This window comes from Kosakonia sp. AG348, from assembly GCF_003337365.1.
Taxonomy (GTDB): domain Bacteria; phylum Pseudomonadota; class Gammaproteobacteria; order Enterobacterales; family Enterobacteriaceae; genus Kosakonia.
On the sequence record NZ_QPJR01000003.1, the window covers coordinates 442,628 to 461,163 of the forward strand.

Sequence of the window (18,536 nt, forward strand, 5' to 3'; positions counted from 1 at the left end):
TTGCAGGAGGCAACAATGTCGTCATTCGACTACTTAAAAACCGCGATTCGCCAGAAAGGCTGCACGTTACAGCAGGTAGCCGATGCCAGCGGTATGACCAAAGGCTATTTAAGCCAGCTGCTGAATGCCAAAATTAAGAGCCCCAGTGCGCAAAAACTTGAGGCTCTGCACCGCTTTCTCGATCTTGAGTTTCCCCGTCGGCAGAAAAGCATTGGCGTGGTTTTCGGCAAGTTTTACCCGCTGCACACTGGTCATATCTACTTGATCCAGCGCGCCTGTAGCCAGGTGGATGAACTGCATATCATCCTTGGTTATGACGAAACCCGCGATCGCGAGTTGTTTGAAGACAGCGCGATGTCCCAACAGCCGACGGTAAGTGATCGCTTGCGTTGGCTGCTACAGACCTTTAAATACCAGAAAAATATCCGTATTCATGCCTTTAACGAAGAGGGGATGGAGCCGTATCCGCACGGCTGGGATGTCTGGAGTAAAGGCATCAAAGCGTTTATGACCGAAAAAGGCATCACGCCAAACTGGATTTACACCTCCGAAGAGGCTGATGCGCCGCAGTATCGGCAACATCTGGGAATTGAAGCGGTGCTGGTCGATCCAAAGCGCACCTTTATGAATATCAGCGGTTCGCAAATCCGCGAGAACCCTTTCCGTTACTGGGATTATATTCCGACTGAGGTAAAGCCCTTTTTTGTGCGCACGGTGGCGATTCTGGGCGGAGAATCCAGCGGTAAATCAACATTGGTAAATAAGCTCGCCAATATCTTCAATACCACCAGCGCATGGGAATATGGCCGCGATTACGTCTTTTCTCATCTGGGTGGTGACGAAATTGCGCTGCAATATTCCGATTATGACAAAATTGCCCTCGGACATGCGCAGTACATCGATTTTGCCGTGAAGTACGCCAATAAAGTGGCGTTTATCGATACGGATTTTGTCACCACGCAGGCGTTCTGCAAAAAATATGAAGGCCGCGAGCACCCTTTTGTTCAGGCTTTAATTGATGAATATCGTTTTGATCTGGTGATCCTGCTGGAAAATAATACGCCGTGGGTGAATGATGGCCTGAGAAGCCTCGGCAGTTCAGTCGATCGCAAGGAGTTTCAGGATTTATTGGTGTCGATGCTGCGGGAAAATAATATCGAGTATGTACGTGTTGAAGCCGCAGATTATGACTCGCGTTTTTTACAGTGCGTCGAACTGGTTAAACAGTTAATGGGGCCGTAGTCTGAAATGGCAGGCCGGTCTGGTATATTCCGCGGCCTGTATATCGGTTAGTTTGCAGGTTGGTTGCGAAAATTTTTCCAGCGGTTATGTACCTGCGTCAGCGTAGCGATTGATGGCTGATTCACCTTTCTCAACATATTATATTTATGCGTACTGACCGTTTTTATATCCAGCCCGCTGTGGATTAGCATACTTTTCTTTTTACCTGCGCTAATGATATGGCTAAGCAGCAGTCTCTCTTTTCGCGTTAGCGTTATTCTGCACTCGTGGTCTTGTTTCTTCCGCCAGGATTTATAATTTAATATGCGGAATATTTCGGTTAATTTTGTGTTTTTCTTAATTTTTAAAAATGAATGTAATAAGTAACATTCAAATGGATTGTCGCTTTTTATTATTCTGTTTAGTGTCGATAATGTCGTGATAATAAGAAAGTTGTTATCAAAGTCTAAAATAACATCATTATTATCCAGTGTTATTTCTTTTTGCTTAATAAATGTTTGTAATCCGTTTTTAAGAAAAACATCTTCCGTGATGATATGCATTAATTATAACCATGCGTTCATTTATTAACTAAGGTAGTGCGTATCATGTTAGCGTTTGGTCTTAGCGTTAAGCAATCCAGGGACAAAATGGCGAATGCTAAAAGCATTAATCTATGGCGATGAGATTGCTGGAGATTTATTCTTTGATGTGACTTTTATTCAGGATTTTAGTTTTAGATTATTTCTGCAATGAATGCATCTGCCTCTGAATCGCGGCAAAGATAGTATAAAAACAAAAAAACTTTTTTATGCGTTTATTGTAGAGGAATTCACTGAGCATTTGGGAGTGAAGCGAATGGGTTTCCCCATTCGCTTTTGTGTCGGCTTATTTGGCGATACGTTTGTACTTAATACGCTTCGGCTCCAGCGCATCTGCGCCCAGCGTGCGTTTCTTATACTCTTCGTATTCGGTGAAGTTGCCTTCGAAAAACTCCACTTTGCCCTCATCCTGGTAATCCAGAATGTGGGTGGCGATACGGTCGAGGAACCAGCGGTCGTGCGAGATAACCATCGCGCAGCCCGGGAATTCAAGCAGGGCGTTTTCCAGCGCGCGCAGGGTCTCGATATCCAGGTCGTTGGTCGGTTCATCAAGCAGCAGCATGTTGCCGCCAACCTGTAACAGTTTTGCCAGATGCAGACGACCGCGCTCACCGCCGGACAACTCGCCCACGCGTTTACCCTGGTCGGTGCCTTTAAAGTTGAAGCGGCCAACGTACGCGCGGCTCGGCATTTCGGTGTTACCGATGCGCATAATGTCCAGCCCGCCGGAAACTTCTTCCCACACGGTTTTGCTGTTATCCATCGCGTCGCGGAACTGATCAACCGAGGCCAGTTTGACGGTTTCACCCAGTGTAATGGTGCCGCCATCAGGCTGCTCCTGACCAGACATCATGCGGAACAGCGTCGATTTACCGGCGCCGTTCGGCCCGATAATGCCGACAATCGCGCCTTTCGGCACGGAGAAGGACAGGCCATCAATCAGCTGGCGATCGCCGTAAGACTTGCTGAGGTTGCTGACTTCAACCACTTTATCGCCCAGGCGAGGTCCCGGTGGAATAAACAGTTCGTTGGTTTCGTTACGTTTCTGGTATTCAGTGCTGTTGAGCTCTTCAAAGCGCGCCAGACGGGCTTTGCCCTTAGATTGACGGCCTTTCGCGCCCTGACGCACCCACTCCAGCTCTTTCTCAATGGATTTACGACGCGCCGCTTCCTGAGAGGCTTCCTGCGCCAGACGCTGATCTTTCTGTTCCAGCCAGGAAGAGTAGTTGCCTTCCCACGGAATACCTTCACCGCGGTCAAGTTCGAGGATCCAACCGGCGACGTTATCGAGGAAGTAACGGTCGTGGGTAATCGCCACCACGGTGCCTTCGAAGTCGTGCAGGAAGCGCTCCAGCCAGGCAACGGATTCGGCGTCCAGGTGGTTGGTCGGTTCGTCGAGCAGCAGCATATCTGGCTTTTCCAGCAGCAGACGGCACAGCGCGACGCGGCGGCGTTCACCACCAGAAAGATTGGCAATCTTTGCGTCCCAGTCCGGCAGGCGCAGCGCGTCGGCGGCGCGTTCCAGTTGCACATTCAGGTTATGACCGTCATGCGCCTGGATAATCTCTTCCAGCTTGCCTTGTTCTGCCGCCAGCTTGTCGAAATCCGCTTCTGGATCGGCATACAGCGCATACACTTCATCCAGACGTTTCAGGGCCCCGACCACTTCGGATACGGCTTCTTCGACCGATTCACGTACGGTCTGCTCCGGGTTCAACTGCGGTTCCTGCGGCAGGTAACCGATCTTAATGCCTGGCTGCGGGCGGGCTTCACCTTCGATGTCTTTATCGATGCCGGCCATGATGCGCAGCAGGGTAGACTTACCGGCACCGTTAAGACCCAGCACGCCGATTTTTGCGCCCGGGAAGAAGCTTAGCGAGATATTTTTCAGAATATGACGTTTCGGCGGGACAACTTTGCCGACACGATGCATGGTATATACGAATTGAGCCACGTTGGACTTCGCCTCTTTGTAATGAGAGTGGTATTCAACAGCGGAGTGTAGCCGTTTTCGTTGCTTAATCCCAGCCAGCCGCGCCAGGTGTGTTAAATCACGCCAGAAAGGTAAAAAAGTGTGCGCAACGTGGCGCGTTACGAGTTGCGCGGTTAGCATTAACGCATTACGCGGCATGACGCTGTAAAAACGTGACAGATAAGAGGAAAGAGCTGTGCAGAGAGCTAAACATGTCGCCTTGCGATTCGCGGCGGCCTGCGTTTGTTTGCTGTCCCTCAGCAATGTAGCGCGAGCAGATTCACTGGATGAACAACGTAACCGTTACGCGCAGATAAAAACCGCATGGGACAACAAACAGATGGACGTGGTGCAGCAATTACTGCCCACGCTACAAACGTATCCGCTTTACCCATACCTGCAATATCGTCAGATTACCGACGATCTGATGAATCAACCCGCAATTACGGTGACCAACTTTGTGCAGGCCAACCCGACGCTTCCGGCGGCGCGCACGCTGAAATCTCGCTTTGTTAATGAACTGGCCCGGCGGCAAGACTGGCGCGGGCTGCTGGCGTTCAGCCCGGAGAAACCTGCGACTACCGAAGCACAATGTAACTACTACTTTGCCAAGTGGAATACCGGTCAGGCAGACGAAGCCTGGGCAGGTGCGAAAGAGCTGTGGTTAAGCGGTAAAAGCCAGCCCAACGCGTGCGATCAGCTGTTTGGCGCATGGCGCGCTTCCGGGAAACAGGATCCGCTGGCGTTTCTGGAGCGTATTCGCCTGGCGATGAAAGCGGGTAATACCAAACTGGTGACACTGCTGGCCGGGCAGATGCCGCCTGATTATCAAACCATTTCGGCGGCTATCATTAACCTTGCCAATAATCCATTGAGCGTAATGTCCTTTGCCACCACCACCGGCGCAACGGATTTTACCCGTCAGATGGCCGCGGAAGCCTTTGAAAGCGTTGCGCGTCAGGATGTGGAAAATGCTCGCTTAATGATCCCGTCGCTGGTGCAAGCACAACAGTTGAATGAGGAACAAACCCAGACGCTGCGCGATATTGTCGCATGGCGATTGATGGGCAATGACGTCACCAGCGATCAGGCGCGCTGGCGTGATGATGCAATCATGCGCTCGCAATCGGTCTCTTTGCTGGAGCGCCGGGTGCGTATGGCGATTGGCAACGGCGATCGTCGTGGGCTGAATACCTGGCTTTCGCGTTTGCCGATGGACGCAAAAGAGAAAGACGAGTGGCGCTACTGGCAGGCGGATTTGTTGCTGGAGCGCGGACGTGAGGATGAAGCTAAAGAGATCCTCCACGCCCTGATGAAGCAGCGCGGTTTTTACCCGATGGCCGCCGCCCAGCGGTTGGGGGAAGATTACTCGATGCAGATAGACAAAGCGCAGGGAAATGTCTCCCCAACGCTGACGCAGGGCGCAGAAATGGCACGCGTTCGTGAGCTGATGTACTGGGGGCTTGATAACACCGCGCGCAGTGAGTGGGCGAATCTGGTGACCAGCCGCACCCAGCAAGAGCAGGCGCAGCTGGCGCGTTATGCATTTAATCAGCACTGGTGGGATCTGAGCGTGCAGGCCACGATTGCCGGCAAACTGTGGGATCAACTTGAAGAGCGTTTCCCGCTGGCGTATAGCGATCTTTATGCCCGCTACACCAGTGGAAAAGGGATTTCGCAAAGCTATGCGATGGCGATATCGCGCCAGGAGAGTGCCTGGAACCCAACGGCGCGCTCCCCGGTTGGCGCGGCAGGTTTAATGCAGATTATGCCGGGTACCGCCACGCACACGGTGAAGATGTTTAATATTCCCGGCTACAGCAACTCGGGCCAATTGTTTGATCCGGAAACGAATATCAACATCGGCACCAGCTATCTGCAATATGTTTATCAGCAGTTTGGCAATAATCGTATTTTCTCGTCGGCAGCCTATAACGCCGGGCCGGGAAGGGTGCGCAGCTGGCTGAACAACAGCGGCGGCAAACTGGATGCGGTGGCGTTTATTGAGAGCATCCCGTTCTCGGAAACGCGCAGCTATGTGAAAAACGTGCTGGCTTATGATGCCTATTACCGCTATTTCCTGAGCGGAGATAAGCCGGTTGTCTTTAATGATGCTGAATGGCAGCGCCGTTATTGATTTCCGTGGTTTATGCTATGATGTGTACTCGCTAAAGAGTACGCATCAGTAAACCTTTAACATGGCGGCAAATTATGACTCAGCAATCACCCTATTCCGCAGCGATGGCCGAACAGCGCGATCAGGAGTGGCAACGCTTCGTTGATCTGGTTCGGCAATCTTATGAAAAGGATCTGCACATTCCGTTGCTTAATCTGATGCTTACGCCAGATGAGCGCGAGTCGTTGGGCACAAGAGTGCGGATCATTGAAGAACTGTTGCGCGGCGAGATGAGCCAGCGCGAGCTGAAAAGCGAGCTGGGGGCAGGTATCGCGACCATTACTCGTGGTTCAAACAGCCTGAAAGCTGCGCCTGCTGATTTACGTTTATGGCTGGAGCAGACGCTGCTGAATACTCAGCGATAAATCGCGTTGTGAAAGGGGCTGAGCGCCAGAATCACCGCCTGGTGGTAAACGCTTTCGCGCGTGAGTTTACCGGCAGTGAAAACGCCGATGGCACCCTCTTTGCGGCCAATCTCATCAATTCCGCTATACCGCGACATTACTGGCCCGAGCGCTTCACCGGCGCGCACTTTCTGCAAAATGATCTCCGGTAGCGGCAGCGTTGCCGAGCGGGCTTCACCTTTCTGATGATTGCTTTCAATAACCACCCAACTAAACGTACTGCCCTCGTCGATCCCGGCTTCGATAGCTACCCAGAAATCCGCTTCGGGGCGCGCATGGCGGGCATTGGCCACGCGATTTCGTGCGCCAGTACGCGTTTCTTCACTGCCAAACGGCTGTTCCGGTACGCCGCTATCGACGGAAACGGCGTCTATATGGCAGGATCCTTCGCCAAAGATCTCGTTAAAAGCGTGCAGAATCGCCCGAATTTTCGCGGGATTGGTGGTAGCTGAGACAACATGGTGCATAATCAATAACGGTATGTTCGGAATGAGACGCGTTCTTTACCCCGGACAGAGACCTTCCTCAGATAATAAATTCATCGCAGTATAATGGATAAAAAAGCATGTTACAGGTATACCTTGTTCGCCACGGTGAAACGCAGTGGAACGCCGAGCGTCGTATTCAAGGCCAGTCAGACAGTCCGTTAACCGAAAAAGGGGAGAAGCAGGCGTGGCAGGTGGCTGAGCGCGCAAAAGCGCTGGGCATTACCCACGTTATTGCCAGCGACCTGGGCCGAACCCGCCGGACGGCTGAGATCATCGCTGAAGTCTGCGGTTGCGATATCACCTTTGAGCCGCGTTTACGCGAGCTGGACATGGGCGTGCTGGAACGCCGTCATATCGATTCCCTGACTGAAGAAGAAGAGAGCTGGCGTCGCCAACTGGTGAATGGCACGGCCGATGGCCGCATTCCCGATGGTGAATCGATGCAGGAGTTAAGCGACCGTATGCACGCGGCGCTGGCAACCTGCCTGGAGCTTCCCGAAGGAAGCCGCCCGTTGCTGGTTAGCCACGGTATGGCGCTGGGCTGCCTGGTGAGCACGATCCTTGGGCTGCCGGCTTATGCTGAACGCCGCCTGCGCCTGCGCAACTGCTCCATTTCCCGTATTGATTATCAACAAAGTCCGTGGCTGGCTTCCGGCTGGGTGGTGGAAACCGCAGGAGACGTCTCGCATCTGGACGCCCCTGCGCTGGATGAGTTGCAGCGTTAACGGCGAATGGGCACCAGATACTCGCAGCGGATGTGCGCTGGCGGCTCGCCGTCTTCGCGCGGCTCTTCATGCTGCGGGTAAAAATGCTCAATATCCTGGCCTTTACGGCGCGTGAGATTAAGCATCGGCATGCACGTTCCGTAAACGGTCAGGATGAAATCCTGAAAACCGTGCGGTGAACCTTCATAGGCGAAGGAGATGTAGTCGCCGCCTTCCAGCAACACCGGCTGCGCGTTGTTCAGATAGCCGTTCGCCATCTCCGGCGTTAGCGCTGTGGTGTAAAACACTTCCTGTTCGTCATCTTTTTCCAGACTCGGGCGCGGCTCGTGCAGGCCATACATTTCCGGTGGAATTTTCGGTGAATTGCTCAAAAATTCCCGCCAGAACTGAATGCGCATTTGATTACGAAAATCGGAGATCTCCTCCAGCGCGCAGGTGTAGCTCTGGGTGGTGCCAATAAGATGCATTGGTGGCAGGGTGACAAAATCATGTTTTGGCATGGTAAATTCGCCAAGACGCATCGGCGGGCGAATGCCAAACGCGCTCCAGTCTGGTGAACGGCGATAGAGCGCAGGGGTGACAGCAAACTGTTTCTTGAAAGCGCGGGTGAAGGTCTGTTGCGAATCAAAGCGGTATTGCAGTGCAATATCCAGAATGGGACGGGCAGTCAGGCGCAGAGCAACGGCGGATTTTGACAGACGACGCGCGCGAATGTAAGCGCCGATGGCATGACCGGTCACGTCTTTAAACATCCTTTGCAGGTGCCACTTGGAATAGCCTGCTTTTGCCGCCACATTATCCAAAGCGAGCGGCTGATCCAGATGGCTTTCCAGCCAGGAAAGTAAGTCGCGAATGATCCCAGCCTGATCCATACAATATCCTCTTCCTTAAAACAGCATTAACGCCTGATACCAGGCAACGGATAATAACGGGTTTTGAGGTGTTTAGCATTCGGTGTTTTTTTTGTGCACAAATACGCATTGTGACTGATTTTCATCATAAATTTTGTAAATTAGTGATCTGCAAACAGTTTCTCATTTAAAAGCTGAATAGTTGCTCAACGTAATATTCAAAAATGGTAACAATATGAAATATACAAAGTTAATCCTTCCTGCATTAGTGTTGGCCACGCTGGGCTCTGCACATGCAGAACAAATTGGTTCCGTGGATACCGTGTTTAAAATGTTTGGGCCGGATCACAAAATTGTGGTCGAAGCGTTTGATGATCCTGATGTGAAAAATGTCACCTGTTACATCAGCCGGGCGAAAACCGGTGGTATCAAGGGTGGGCTGGGGCTGGCGGAAGATACGTCCGACGCGGCTATCTCTTGCCAGCAGGTTGGTCCGGTTGAGTTGAGCGATAAAATCAAAAACGGTAAGGCGCAGGGCGATGTGGTTTTCCAGAAACGAACATCATTAGTCTTCAAGAAATTGCAGGTGGTGCGTTTCTATGACGCGAAACGTAACACTCTGGCATATTTAGCTTATTCCGATAAAGTGGTCGAAGGATCGCCGAAAAACGCCTTAAGCGCGGTACCCATTATTCCCTGGAGTAAATAAGCCCAATGTCTACGCCGCAACCGCAGATCTGGCTGGTAGAGGATGAAGCCAGCATCGCTGAAACGTTGATTTACATGTTGCAGCAGGACGGTTTTGCCGTCACCGCGTTTGAGCGAGGTTTGCCGGTGCTGGATGCGGCGCAGCATCGTCTGCCTGAGCTGGCGATTCTGGACGTCGGCCTGCCGGATATCAGCGGTTTTGAACTTTGTCGTCGGCTACTGGCGCGCGCGCCCGCGTTGCCGGTGCTGTTTCTTACCGCGCGCAGCGATGAAGTCGACAAGCTGCTGGGGCTGGAGATGGGCGCGGATGATTACATTGCCAAGCCCTTCTCACCGCGTGAAGTATGCGCCAGGGTGCGCACGGTGTTGCGCAGGTTGCAAAAGGCATCTCTTCACAACGAAATGCGGCGAATCGGCCAGTTTGAGTTGGACGAGGATGCCGCGATTATTCGCTGGTGCGGCGAAACGCTGCTGCTGACCCGTTACGAATTTCTGTTGTTGAAAACCTTACTGTTGGCACCAGGACGTGTTTTTTCTCGCCAGCAATTGATGGATCAAGTCTGGAGCGATGCTCAGGAGAGTTTCGATCGCACCGTCGATACTCATATCAAGACCTTGCGCGCCAAGCTACGCGCCATCAATGCTGAACTTACTCCTATCAATACGCATCGCGGTATGGGCTACAGCCTGGGGATCCGCTGATGCGCATTGGCATGCGCCTGTTGCTGGGGTATTTCCTGATCGTGGCGGTTGCCGCATGGTTCGTGCTGTCGATCTTTGTTCAGGAGATCAAACCCGGTGTACGACGCGCCACCGAAGGGACACTTATTGATACCGCGACGCTGCTGGCGGAGCTGGCTCGCGAAGATTTACGCTCTGGTCACGCGCAGGATGGGCGCCTGGCGCAGGCTTTCTCGACGTTAAATCACCAGCCAATCAATGCGCATATCAGCGGGATCCATAAAGTGCGCAATGAGTATCATGTCTACATGACCGACAGCACCGGGCGCGTGGTGTTTGATTCGTCAGGAAAGGCGCTGGGTCAGGATTACTCACGCTGGAATGATGTCTGGCTGACGCTGCGCGGGAATTACGGTGCACGTAGCTCGCTGGCGGATGCCAGTAACCCGCAGAGTACGGTGATGTATGTTGCCGCCCCGGTGACCGATCAAGGCCGCATTATCGGTGTAATCAGCGTGGGTAAGCCAAACAGCGCGATGGATCCGGTGATTAAACGCAGCGAGCGACGCATCTTATGGGCCGGCGGCGCGCTGCTGGGCATTGCGTTGCTCATTGGTGCAGTCATGGTCTGGTGGATCAATCGCTCCATTGGCAAGCTGGCGCGCTACGCTGATTCCGTTACCGAAAACCGTCCGGTTCCTTTACCCGATTTAGGAAGCAGTGAGCTGCGTAAACTGGCGCAGGCGCTGGAAAGTATGCGTGTGAAACTGGAAGGCAAAAATTATATCGAACAGTATGTTTACGCCCTGACGCATGAACTGAAAAGCCCGCTGGCAGCCATTCGCGGCGCGGCGGAGATCCTGCGTGAAGGGCCGCCGCCAGAGGCCGTGGCGCGTTTTACCGACAACATTCTTACGCAAAATAGCCGCATGCAGAATCTGGTTGAGAAGTTGTTACACCAGGCGAAACTGGAAAACCGGCTGGAAATTGCGTTTGCGGCAGTGGATGTCGGTATGCTTTTTCGCCAGCTACAGGAGCAACGCAGTGTGGTGTTGTCGGCGAAAGGCTTAACTCTGCAGATTGACGCTGCTGATGCTGTGGCAGCAGGGGATAGTGAACTGCTGACCCAGGCGTTGGGTAATTTACTCGATAACGCCATTGATTTTACGCCGCCTGGCGGTGTGGTGGCGTTATGCGCCAGCCAGGAAGCTGACGCGCTGGTGTTAACGGTCAGCGACAGCGGTTCAGGTATCCCGGATTACGCATTGCAGCGCGTTTTTGAACGCTTCTACTCGCTGCCGCGAGCCGACGGGCAAAAAAGCAGTGGGCTGGGGCTGGCGTTTGTCCAGGAAGTCGCGCGGCTGCATCATGGTGATATTCGCGTTCTGAACCGCCCGCAAGGGGGTTGCGAAGCCCGGCTGTCACTTCACCCACACTTCACATAACTTCAAATCCTTCACACATAGCCTCACTACTCTGCGCACATCACTAAGGAGAAGGCTATGTTGAAATCCCCCCTGTTCTGGAAAATGGTAACGCTGTCAGGTTGTCTTTGTGTTCTGCTTATCCCGCTGACGCTGCTGAGCGGCTTAATTGGCGAACGCGCGAATTATCGTAACGATGTGACGGATACGCTGCGCCAGAGCAGCGCTGGCAGTCAAAAATTGGTCGGGCCGTTGATCGCCATCCCGGTGACTGAAACGGTGGTTTCCCTGGAAAAAGCCAACGACAACGAGGCCCCCAAAGAGGTGCGGCATAAACAAAGTTTTCTTCGTTTTTGGTTGCCAGAATCGCTGATGGTTAACGGCAAACAACAGGTCGAAACCCGCAAGATCGGCATTTATGATGGACAAATCTGGCACAACGACATTGAGATCAACGCGGAATTCGACCCAAAGCGGCTGGATATCAAAGCCGATGAAAATATCTCCCTCGGCGAGCCATTTCTAGTTTTAGCGTTGAGTGATTCGCGCGGTATTGGCCAGTTGCGTACCACCAGGTTGAATGGCGAGACACTCAGCGTTGAACCAGGAACCGGGCTGGCAAGCGATCTGCAGGGTGTGCATATGCCGTTGTCGACGGCGAATTTGCAGCAATCGCTAAAGCTGACTATGGCGTTTAGTTTGAGCGGAACGGGTGATTTTTCCGTGGTGCCGCTGGGGCGAAATAGCGAGATGACACTGAATGGCGACTGGCCGCATCCGGGTTTTATGGGCGATTTTCTGCCGGAAAAACGCACGGTGAGTGCCAATGGTTTTCAGGCGCACTGGCAAAGTAGCTGGTTTGCCAACAATCTGGACAGCAAATGCGTACTGCCGGGGGGCTGTCTGCCAGCAAAAGTTGGGAATTGCCTGCTTTCAGCGTCGACATCGCCACACCTGCCGATCAGTACCAGTTGACCGACAGAGCGGTTAAATACGCAATTTTGCTGATCGTATTGACTTATCTGGCGTTTTTCGTTTTTGAGAGTTTATCTGCGCGGCAGATGCATCCGATGCAATATTTGCTGGTGGGATTATCGCTGGTGATGTTCTACCTGGTGCTGCTGGCGCTTTCTGAACATACCGGCTTCAACATTGCCTGGGGGGTTGCCAGCCTGCTCGGTGCACTGCTGAACGGTGTCTATTTACAGGGCGTATTGAAAAGCTGGCGTGCGGGTTTGTCGTTTAGTATCGCGCTGTTAGTGCTTGATGCGGTGATGTGGAGCCTGTTGAACTCCGAAGATAATGCGCTGTTGCTCGGCACCGGTGTTCTGTTTATCGCCTTGAGCGCTGTGATGATGCTGACGCGCAAGATCGACTGGTATGCGCTTTCTGGTTCGGTGAAGAAAATACCGCAATCAGTGCGTGACGAAGAATTACGCATCTGGAAATAAAAAAGCGGCGCTTTGCGCCGCTTTTTTATCATTATTCTGGCTTATTCCTGCAAATCACCGCAGAAGCGGTAACCTTCACCGTGAATGGTGGCGATGATTTCCGGGGTATCCGGTGTCGATTCGAAATGTTTACGAATACGGCGGATAGTCACATCGACCGTACGATCGTGTGGCTTCAGTTCACGGCCGGTCATTTTTTTCAGCAACTCCGCACGAGACTGGATTTTGCCTGGATTTTCGCAGAAGTGCAGCATCGCGCGGAATTCGCTGCGCGGCAGCTTATACTGCTCGCCGTTCGGGCTAATCAGTGAACGGCTATTGATATCCAGTTCCCAGCCGTTGAATTTGTAGCTGTCAACGCTGCGGCGTTCTTCGCTGACCGTGCCCAGATTCATGGTACGGGACAACAGGTTGCGCGCGCGAATAGTCAGTTCGCGTGGGTTAAACGGTTTGGTGATGTAGTCGTCGGCACCAATTTCAAGGCCCAGAATCTTATCGACTTCGTTATCACGGCCCGTCAGGAACATCAGCGCGACATTCGCCTGCTCACGTAATTCACGCGCCAGCAAAAGACCGTTTTTACCCGGCAGATTGATATCCATGATCACCAGGTTGATATCATTTTCAGAAAGGATTTGATGCATTTCAGCGCCATCTGTCGCTTCAAAGACATCGTAGCCTTCTGCTTCGAAAATGCTTTTTAACGTGTTGCGTGTTACCAACTCGTCTTCAACAATAAGAATGTGCGGGGTCTGCATGTTTGCTACCTAAATTGCCAACTAAATCGAAACAGGAAGTACAAAAGTCCCTGACCAGCCTGGTGCATGTCGAAAATTAACATGACGGCGTAACATGACTAAAGTACGTAATTGCGTTCTTGATGCACTTTCCATCAACGTCAACAACATCATTAGCTTGGTCGTGGGCACTTTCCCTCTGAACCCGACAGTGTCAAAAACGGCTGTCATCCTAACCATTTTAACAGCAACATAACAGGCTAAGACGTAAATGACACCCAATAAAACTACGCTTCGTTGACATATATCAAGTTCAATTGTAGCACGTTAACAGTTTGGAGAAATCTTGATAGCCAAATGCTAGCGTTTCTTACAATTTTTCAATAAACCAACTAGTTGCGCATATTAATTGATAAACAGGGCGAATCCAATACAAGTGGGAAATTCTGTATTAAAATGCCATGAATAAACATAGGGATAAGTCCCTTCTGTTAACATCTTAGCAGGTAATATCGCTGATAAATAGTTTAGCTTTTTTTAACCGTAGACAAGGGCTAAATCAGTGATTTGTGTTACATAATTGTAAATTCGCACCGCGTAGTATGATGACAAAGGTCACATTTCCCCGTGGTCTCAGGAAGAAGAGAAAGTAAAATGCAATTGGCTGTTGTTCTTGTGTCCCCCGCGCGAGCGGAAAATGTCGGTGCCGCTGCCCGCGCTATGAAGACCATGGGGTTTAGTGATTTGCGTATCGTTGATAGCGAGGCGCACTTGCAAGAAGGCGCGCGCCGCGTGGCGCACGGCTCGGGCGATATCCTTGATAATATTAAAACTTATGCAACCCTTGCCGATGCGCTGGTGGATATCCCCTTTACCATCGCCACCACGGCGCGCAGCCGGGCGAAATTCCATTACTACGCGACACCAGCGGAACTGGTTCCCTTGTTACAAGAGAAAAGCACATGGTTGAGTAGTGCTGCGCTGGTGTTTGGCCGTGAGGATTCCGGGCTTACCAATGAAGAGCTGGCGTTGGCAGATATTTTAACGGGTGTTCCGATGGTAGCGGATTATCCTTCACTTAATCTCGGCCAGGCGGTGATGGTTTTCTGCTATCAATTAGCATCTTTAATACAACATACTCCGAAAGAGGCAGCCCCGGTTGACGGTAATCAGTTGCAGGCGCTGCGTTTGCGAACTCGCGGATTACTGGAAAAATTAGGCGTGGCGGATGACATTAAAATGGCCGACTGGCTCGATCAGCGTCTTGGTCTGCTGGAACAACGTGACACTGCAATGTTGCATCGTTTGCTGCACGATATCGAAAAAAAACTCGCCGAGTAAATCGCTGACATAACGTTTTTTTATAGTTAAAGTCACTGCGATATATGACGAGAATGATCCTAATAGGTTGAAAGTGACGTCTGTTCCAGCGCAGCCGGGAATAACGGCAAAAGGGCGAAAAATAAAAATAAATTGACTTGAGCAGGCAGATACTTTAACCAATATAGGCATACAGCACAGACAGATAATGATTACAGAGCACACAACATCCATGAAACGCATCAGCACCATTACCACAATTACAACCATCACCATTACCACAGGTAACGGTGCGGGCTGACGCGTACAGGAAACACAGAAAAAAGCCCGCACCTGAACAGTGCGGGCTTTTTTTTCGACCGGAGATTAAGGGGTAAACCATGCGAGTGTTGAAGTTCGGCGGTACATCAGTGGCAAATGCGGAGCGTTTTCTGCGTGTTGCCGATATCCTGGAAAGTAATGCCAGGCAGGGGCAGGTGGCCACCGTGCTTTCTGCCCCGGCGAAAATTACTAACCATCTGGTGGCAATGATCGAAAAAACGATCGGCGGCCAGGATGCGATTCCGAACATTAGCGACGCCGAGCGTATCTTCGCCGACCTGCTGCAAGGGCTGGCAGATGCGCAACCGGGCTTTCCCCTCGCACAATTAAAAGCTTTTGTTGAACAAGAGTTCGCGCAGATCAAACACGTTCTGCATGGTATCAGCCTGCTCGGCCAGTGCCCGGACAGCATTAACGCGGCGTTAATTTGCCGTGGTGAGAAACTCTCCATCGCCATCATGGCGGGGTTACTGGAAGCGCGCGGTCATAAAGTCAGCGTTATCGATCCGGTTGAGAAATTGCTCGCGGTCGGCCATTACCTTGAATCAACGGTCGATATCGCTGAATCTACTCGCCGTATCGCCGCCAGCCGTATTCCTGCGGATCATATGGTGCTGATGGCTGGTTTCACCGCCGGGAATGAAAAGGGTGAACTGGTGGTGCTTGGGCGTAACGGTTCCGACTATTCTGCTGCCGTACTCGCGGCCTGTCTGCGCGCAGATTGTTGTGAGATCTGGACCGATGTCGACGGCGTTTATACTTGCGACCCGCGCCAGGTGCCAGACGCCAGGTTGCTCAAGTCGATGTCGTACCAGGAAGCCATGGAGCTTTCCTACTTCGGCGCCAAAGTTCTTCACCCCCGTACCATCACCCCCATCGCACAGTTTCAAATTCCTTGCCTGATCAAAAACACCGGAAACCCGCAAGCACCGGGTACGCTGATTGGCGCGACCTCTGATGAAGATGGTCTGCCGGTAAAAGGCATTTCGAATCTGAATAACATGGCGATGTTCAGCGTCTCCGGTCCGGGGATGAAGGGCATGGTCGGCATGGCGGCACGTGTGTTTGCCGCGATGTCGCGCAACGGCATTTCCGTTGTGTTGATCACCCAGTCGTCCTCGGAATACAGCATCAGCTTCTGTGTGCCGCAATCCGATTGCGCCCGTGCCCAGCGTGCCATGAGTGAAGAGTTCTATCTCGAATTGAAAGAAGGCCTGCTGGAACCGCTGGCGGTAATGGAACGTCTGGCGATCATCTCTGTTGTCGGCGACGGTATGCGCACATTGCGCGGGATTTCGGCGAAGTTTTTTGCGGCGCTGGCGCGCGCAAATATTAATATTGTGGCGATTGCTCAGGGCTCCTCCGAACGCTCAATCTCCGTAGTCGTTAGCAACGACGATGCCACCACTGGCGTGCGCGTCACGCACCAGATGCTGTTTAACACCGACCAGGTGATCGAGGTGTTTGTGATTGGCGTCGGCGGTGTCGGCGGTGCGCTGCTGGAACAGCTTAAGCGCCAGCAAACATGGCTGAAAAACAAACATATTGATCTGCGTGTTTGTGGTGTGGCGAACTCGAAAGCGCTGCTGACTAATGTTCACGGCCTGAATCTGGATAACTGGCAAGCGGAAATGGCACAAGCCAAAGAGCCGTTTAACCTGGGCCGCCTGATTCGCCTGGTGAAAGAGTATCACCTGTTGAACCCGGTGATTGTTGACTGTACTTCCAGCCAGGCGGTGGCCGATCAGTATGCGGATTTCCTGCGAGAAGGTTTCCACGTTGTGACGCCGAACAAAAAAGCCAACACCTCATCGCTGGATTATTACCACCAGTTGCGTCGCGCGGCGGAAAAATCGCGGCGTAAATTCCTGTACGACACTAACGTTGGTGCGGGCTTGCCGGTGATTGAAAACCTGCAAAACCTGCTGAACGCCGGGGACGAGCTGCAGCATTTCTCCGGTATTCTTTCCGGTTCCTTGTCGTTTATTTTCGGCAAGCTGGATGAAGGAGTGAGCCTGTCGGCGGCTACGAATCTTGCCCGTGAAATGGGCTATACCGAGCCGGATCCGCGGGATGATCTCTCCGGTATGGATGTGGCGCGTAAGCTGCTGATTCTGGCGCGCGAAACCGGTCGTGAACTGGAGTTGTCGGATATCGTCATCGAGCCGGTGTTGCCGGCGAGTTTTGACGATTCAGGCGATGTTGAGAGTTTTATGGCGCGTCTGCCGGAGCTGGATGATGATTTTGCCGCACGAGTCGCAAAAGCGCGCGATGAAGGTAAGGTGCTGCGTTATGTCGGCAACATTGAAGAAGATGGCACTTGCCGGGTGAAAATCGCGGCTGTTGATGGCAACGATCCGCTGTTCAAAGTGAAAAACGGCGAGAACGCGCTGGCGTTCTACAGCCACTATTACCAGCCGTTACCGCTGGTGCTGCGCGGATATGGCGCGGGTAATGATGTGACGGCAGCGGGCGTGTTCGCCGACCTGCTGCGCACCCTGTCCTGGAAGTTAGGAGTCTGAGATGGTGAAGGTGTATGCTCCGGCCTCCAGTGCCAATATGAGCGTGGGTTTTGATGTGCTTGGCGCGGCGGTTACGCCTGTGGATGGCACATTGTTGGGCGATAATGTCAGTGTGGAAGCAGCCGATCATTTCAGCCTGAAGAATGTGGGCCGCTTCGCCAGTAAATTACCGACTGAGCCGAAAGAAAATATCGTTTATCAGTGCTGGGAACTGTTTTGTCAGGAGATCGGCAAGCAGGTTCCCGTCGCGATGACGCTGGAAAAAAACATGCCGATAGGCTCGGGGCTTGGCTCCAGCGCTTGTTCGGTGGTCGCGGCGCTGGTCGCCATGAATGAGTTCTGCGGTAAGCCGCTGAACGAAACACGCATGCTGGCGCTGATGGGCGAGCTGGAAGGGCGTATTTCCGGTAGCGTGCATTACGATAACGTCGCGCCTTGCTACCTCGGCGGCATGCAATTGATGATCGAGGAAAGCGGCATTATCAGCCAGCAGGTGCCAGGCTTTGATGAGTGGCTGTGGGTTTTGGCGTATCCAGGCATTAAAGTCTCGACAGCCGAAGCGCGCGCGATCCTGCCAGCGCAATATCGCCGCCAGGATTGCATTGCTCATGGTCGCCACCTGGCGGGCTTTATCCATGCTTGCTACAGCCGTCAGCCTGCGCTGGCAGCAAAATTAATGAAAGATGTGATTGCCGAACCGTACCGCATGAAATTGCTGCCGGGGTTTGGGGAAGCACGTAAAGCAGTGGCGGATATTGGCGCGCTGGCCTGCGGGATCTCGGGTTCCGGACCAACGCTGTTTGCCTTGTGCGACAAGCCGGATACCGCTCAGCGCGTTGCCGACTGGCTCGGCAAGCACTATCTGCAAAATCAGGAAGGCTTCGTTCATATTTGCCGGCTGGACACGGCGGGCGCTCGCGTAGTGGGATAACC

The 18,536-nt window shown here is 52.5% G+C and carries 17 protein-coding genes, 1 pseudogene and 1 other annotated feature; of the genes and pseudogenes, 13 read left to right on the top strand and 5 right to left on the bottom strand.

The genetic code is table 11. From position 1 onward, the window contains the following. The first annotated feature begins 15 nt into the window (after positions 1-15). Positions 16-1,242, top strand: coding sequence for a multifunctional transcriptional regulator/nicotinamide-nucleotide adenylyltransferase/ribosylnicotinamide kinase NadR (gene nadR, locus DFO56_RS09270; protein ID WP_020456474.1), 1,227 nt, complete (start codon positions 16-18; stop codon positions 1,240-1,242). A 47-nt stretch (positions 1,243-1,289) separates the two neighbouring features. Here nadR and DFO56_RS09275 read toward each other — a convergent pair whose 3' ends face one another. Then, positions 1,290-1,784, bottom strand: a complete 495-nt coding sequence (locus tag DFO56_RS09275) for a hypothetical protein (protein WP_020456475.1) — start codon at positions 1,782-1,784, stop codon at positions 1,290-1,292. Between the two features lie 325 nt (positions 1,785-2,109). Continuing rightward, on the bottom strand, positions 2,110-3,777 hold the full coding sequence (ettA, locus tag DFO56_RS09280; protein WP_071925297.1) for an energy-dependent translational throttle protein EttA: 1,668 nt from the start codon (positions 3,775-3,777) through the stop codon (positions 2,110-2,112). Between the two features lie 214 nt (positions 3,778-3,991). On the opposite strand from ettA, the gene sltY reads away from it, so the two are divergent. Then, positions 3,992-5,932: a murein transglycosylase gene (gene sltY / locus DFO56_RS09290; protein WP_045510038.1), complete on the top strand. Its 1,941-nt coding sequence runs from the start codon at positions 3,992-3,994 to the stop codon at positions 5,930-5,932. 74 nt (positions 5,933-6,006) lie between these two features. After that, positions 6,007-6,336, top strand: coding sequence for a trp operon repressor (gene trpR / locus DFO56_RS09295; protein WP_017457853.1), 330 nt, complete (start codon positions 6,007-6,009; stop codon positions 6,334-6,336). On the opposite strand, the gene yjjX is transcribed toward trpR, so the two are convergent. Next, positions 6,327-6,842, bottom strand: a complete 516-nt coding sequence (yjjX, locus tag DFO56_RS09300; RefSeq protein WP_045510035.1) for an inosine/xanthosine triphosphatase — start codon at positions 6,840-6,842, stop codon at positions 6,327-6,329. The two genes, trpR and yjjX, sit on opposite strands and share 10 nt — an antisense overlap. A gap of 98 nt (positions 6,843-6,940) precedes the next feature. Here yjjX and gpmB point away from each other — a divergent pair, with 98 nt between their 5' ends. Next, positions 6,941-7,588 carry a 2,3-diphosphoglycerate-dependent phosphoglycerate mutase GpmB gene (gene gpmB / locus DFO56_RS09305; protein WP_020456479.1) on the top strand — a complete coding sequence of 216 codons (648 nt, stop codon included), beginning with the start codon at positions 6,941-6,943 and terminating at the stop codon, positions 7,586-7,588. Here the strand turns inward: gpmB and robA are convergent. Then, the gene (robA, locus tag DFO56_RS09310) at positions 7,585-8,460 is read right to left on the bottom strand and encodes an MDR efflux pump AcrAB transcriptional activator RobA (protein WP_045510033.1); all 876 of its coding nucleotides are present in this window, start codon (positions 8,458-8,460) and stop codon (positions 7,585-7,587) included. The two genes, gpmB and robA, sit on opposite strands and share 4 nt — an antisense overlap. A gap of 214 nt (positions 8,461-8,674) precedes the next feature. Between robA and creA the strand changes: the two genes are divergently transcribed. From creA to creD, 4 genes and pseudogenes are all read left to right on the top strand, one after another. Next, entirely contained in the window at positions 8,675-9,148 is a 474-nt protein-coding gene (creA, locus tag DFO56_RS09315) for a protein CreA (protein WP_020456481.1), read from the top strand. 5 nt (positions 9,149-9,153) lie between these two features. After that, entirely contained in the window at positions 9,154-9,849 is a 696-nt protein-coding gene (gene creB, locus DFO56_RS09320) for a two-component system response regulator CreB (protein WP_020456482.1), read from the top strand. Continuing rightward, the gene (gene creC, locus DFO56_RS09325; RefSeq protein WP_045510030.1) at positions 9,849-11,273 is read left to right on the top strand and encodes a two-component system sensor histidine kinase CreC; all 1,425 of its coding nucleotides are present in this window, start codon (positions 9,849-9,851) and stop codon (positions 11,271-11,273) included. The genes creB and creC overlap by 1 nt, the downstream gene beginning before the upstream one ends. A 57-nt stretch (positions 11,274-11,330) precedes the next feature. Continuing rightward, positions 11,331-12,703 (top strand): annotated as a pseudogene (gene creD / locus DFO56_RS09330) (cell envelope integrity protein CreD). A 41-nt stretch (positions 12,704-12,744) separates the two neighbouring features. Here the strand turns inward: creD and arcA are convergent. Beyond that, complete coding sequence (gene arcA / locus DFO56_RS09335) at positions 12,745-13,461, bottom strand: two-component system response regulator ArcA (protein WP_003856501.1); 717 nt, start codon at positions 13,459-13,461, stop codon at positions 12,745-12,747. A gap of 94 nt (positions 13,462-13,555) precedes the next feature. Between arcA and yjjY the strand changes: the two genes are divergently transcribed. The 5 genes from yjjY (at position 13,556) to thrB (ending at position 18,534) form a co-directional block, all read left to right on the top strand. Next, positions 13,556-13,696 carry a protein YjjY gene (yjjY, locus tag DFO56_RS09340; RefSeq protein WP_086870418.1) on the top strand — a complete coding sequence of 47 codons (141 nt, stop codon included), beginning with the start codon at positions 13,556-13,558 and terminating at the stop codon, positions 13,694-13,696. 398 nt (positions 13,697-14,094) lie between these two features. Next, positions 14,095-14,781 carry a tRNA/rRNA methyltransferase gene (locus DFO56_RS09345; protein WP_045510026.1) on the top strand — a complete coding sequence of 229 codons (687 nt, stop codon included), beginning with the start codon at positions 14,095-14,097 and terminating at the stop codon, positions 14,779-14,781. Between the two features lie 211 nt (positions 14,782-14,992). Further along, positions 14,993-15,061, top strand: coding sequence for a thr operon leader peptide (gene thrL, locus DFO56_RS09350; RefSeq protein ID WP_110093700.1), 69 nt, complete (start codon positions 14,993-14,995; stop codon positions 15,059-15,061). Next, positions 15,000-15,117: a sequence feature (Thr leader region), on the top strand. (Overlaps the previous gene by 62 nt.) 23 nt (positions 15,118-15,140) lie before the next feature. Next, complete coding sequence (gene thrA, locus DFO56_RS09355) at positions 15,141-17,603, top strand: bifunctional aspartate kinase/homoserine dehydrogenase I (RefSeq protein ID WP_045510023.1); 2,463 nt, start codon at positions 15,141-15,143, stop codon at positions 17,601-17,603. A gap of 1 nt (position 17,604) precedes the next feature. After that, positions 17,605-18,534, top strand: coding sequence for a homoserine kinase (gene thrB, locus DFO56_RS09360; protein ID WP_045510020.1), 930 nt, complete (start codon positions 17,605-17,607; stop codon positions 18,532-18,534). Positions 18,535-18,536: the final 2 nt, after the last annotated feature.

Coding starts and splice junctions, on each gene's coding strand:
- nadR (WP_020456474.1), top strand. CDS start 16: ATGTCGTCATTCGACTACTTAAAAACCGCGATTCGCCAGAAAGGCTGC.
- DFO56_RS09275 (WP_020456475.1), bottom strand. CDS start 1,784: ATGCATATCATCACGGAAGATGTTTTTCTTAAAAACGGATTACAAACA.
- trpR (WP_017457853.1), top strand. CDS start 6,007: ATGACTCAGCAATCACCCTATTCCGCAGCGATGGCCGAACAGCGCGAT.
- yjjX (WP_045510035.1), bottom strand. CDS start 6,842: ATGCACCATGTTGTCTCAGCTACCACCAATCCCGCGAAAATTCGGGCG.
- gpmB (WP_020456479.1), top strand. CDS start 6,941: ATGTTACAGGTATACCTTGTTCGCCACGGTGAAACGCAGTGGAACGCC.
- robA (WP_045510033.1), bottom strand. CDS start 8,460: ATGGATCAGGCTGGGATCATTCGCGACTTACTTTCCTGGCTGGAAAGC.
- creA (WP_020456481.1), top strand. CDS start 8,675: ATGAAATATACAAAGTTAATCCTTCCTGCATTAGTGTTGGCCACGCTG.
- creB (WP_020456482.1), top strand. CDS start 9,154: ATGTCTACGCCGCAACCGCAGATCTGGCTGGTAGAGGATGAAGCCAGC.
- creC (WP_045510030.1), top strand. CDS start 9,849: ATGCGCATTGGCATGCGCCTGTTGCTGGGGTATTTCCTGATCGTGGCG.
- arcA (WP_003856501.1), bottom strand. CDS start 13,461: ATGCAGACCCCGCACATTCTTATTGTTGAAGACGAGTTGGTAACACGC.
- yjjY (WP_086870418.1), top strand. CDS start 13,556: ATGACTAAAGTACGTAATTGCGTTCTTGATGCACTTTCCATCAACGTC.
- DFO56_RS09345 (WP_045510026.1), top strand. CDS start 14,095: ATGCAATTGGCTGTTGTTCTTGTGTCCCCCGCGCGAGCGGAAAATGTC.
- thrA (WP_045510023.1), top strand. CDS start 15,141: ATGCGAGTGTTGAAGTTCGGCGGTACATCAGTGGCAAATGCGGAGCGT.
- thrB (WP_045510020.1), top strand. CDS start 17,605: ATGGTGAAGGTGTATGCTCCGGCCTCCAGTGCCAATATGAGCGTGGGT.